Source organism: Mesotoga sp. HF07.pep.5.2.highcov (genome assembly GCF_003666285.1).
GTDB classification, from domain to species: domain Bacteria; phylum Thermotogota; class Thermotogae; order Petrotogales; family Kosmotogaceae; genus Mesotoga; species Mesotoga prima.
Genome location: NZ_JFHJ01000207.1, coordinates 1 through 1511, shown reverse-complemented (window position 1 = coordinate 1511; position 1511 = coordinate 1). Strand labels below are relative to the sequence as shown.

2 protein-coding genes are annotated in these 1511 nt (G+C 44.7%); both read left to right on the top strand.

What is annotated here, in order from left to right:
* The first annotated feature begins 49 nt into the window (after positions 1–49).
* Positions 50–1099 carry a type IV pilus twitching motility protein PilT gene (locus BG32_RS04380; protein WP_006489961.1) on the top strand — a complete coding sequence of 350 codons (1050 nt, stop codon included), beginning with the start codon at positions 50–52 and terminating at the stop codon, positions 1097–1099.
* The coding region (locus BG32_RS04375) for a PCRF domain-containing protein (RefSeq protein WP_121526462.1) at positions 1099–1511 on the top strand (413 nt) is incomplete at its 3' end. The genes BG32_RS04380 and BG32_RS04375, both read left to right, overlap by 1 nt.

Genomic DNA, 1511 nt, shown 5'->3' with positions numbered 1-1511 from the left:
GGACAGTGCATTGTGTTAAAATCTTCTCTGTTCCGGGAGGTGTGGCTAGATGCTGATAAAGGAAATTCTGAGTAAAGGTGAACAGATGAATGCAAGCGACATACACTTAACCTCAGGTGAAAACGTCATATACAGGGTCGACGGTGAGTTGATTCAAGATAAACTGTTGACCGACGAAATAATGATGAAGAAGATAACGACAGAACTTCAAGAGATATCTGAGATTAAGTTACAGGATTCGGAAAGTAAGGAGATTGACTTTTCTTTTGGGTTCAGCTCTTTAAGGATAAGAGGAAACTACTTCTATTCAAATAAGCTTCCCGTAGTCGCTCTGAGGTTAATCCCGAAAACAATCAAGACTCTTGAAGATCTGGGTTATCCGCCGTTGTTCAAGGAATTCTGTAAACCAGATAAGGGCCTCGTACTTGTTGCAGGACCGACCGGAAGTGGAAAATCGACTACTCTTGCCGCAATGCTTGAAAACATCAACAGAACGAGACATGTTCATTTGATCACCATAGAAGATCCGGTAGAATACGTATTCGAACCAAAAAATGCCCTGATCCATCAGAGGGAACTCGGATCGGATACGAAATCGTTCTATAATGGACTGAAATATGCATTGAGGCAGGACCCCGATGTCATTCTAGTTGGAGAGATGAGAGATAGCGAAACTATGGAACTTGCTATGACTGCTGCTGAGACAGGCCATCTTGTATTCTCGACAATCCACACAAATTCCGCCGCCACTACACCTGAAAGAATCGTAGGAGTCTTTCCGCCTCACCAGCAGAACCAGGTAGCTATGCAGCTTGCCAACACTCTGCTGGCCGTTATATACCAAAGATTGCTCAGGAGAAGGGACGGCAAAGGAAGAATCGCGGTTCTCGAGATAATGGTGGTGAACCAGGCTATAAGAAATCTTATAAGGGAGCAGAAATTCCACCAAATAGAATCGATGATGCAGGCCGGGATAAAGTATGGAATGGTCACCTTTGATGATGCGTTGATGGATGTTTTCAAAAAGGGAATAATCGACAAGGACCAGCTTCAGGATTACGCAAGGGATCCCAATGCAATGCTCAGGAGGGCCTTCTAATGGATTTAGGCAAGATAATGGAAGTCTTCAGGGAGAGATTCAAGGAGGTCGAGAAGGAACTCTCAAAACCCGAAGTTGCTTCAGACCCGGACAAGCTCATGGAATACGGGAAGAAACATGCAGAGCTCTCTGAGATCATTAATCTTTACAGCGAAATAGACTCGATGAAGGGCGAACTTGAGGAATGGCATGAAATGAAGGCTACCGCAGAAGAGAACGAACAGGAAGTGATCGCGAATACAATATCCGATCTCGAGAACAGAATCGCAAGAAAGGAGCTTAATCTAAAGGGACTTCTCGTCCCCGATCTAGCAGATGAGAGGAATATTATTATTGAGATAAGGGCCGGTACAGGTGGAGAAGAGGCTGCATTGTTCGCTGCCGATCTCTTCCGAATGTACACCAGATATGC

Coding starts and splice junctions, on each gene's coding strand:
- BG32_RS04380 (WP_006489961.1), top strand. CDS start 50: ATGCTGATAAAGGAAATTCTGAGTAAAGGTGAACAGATGAATGCAAGC.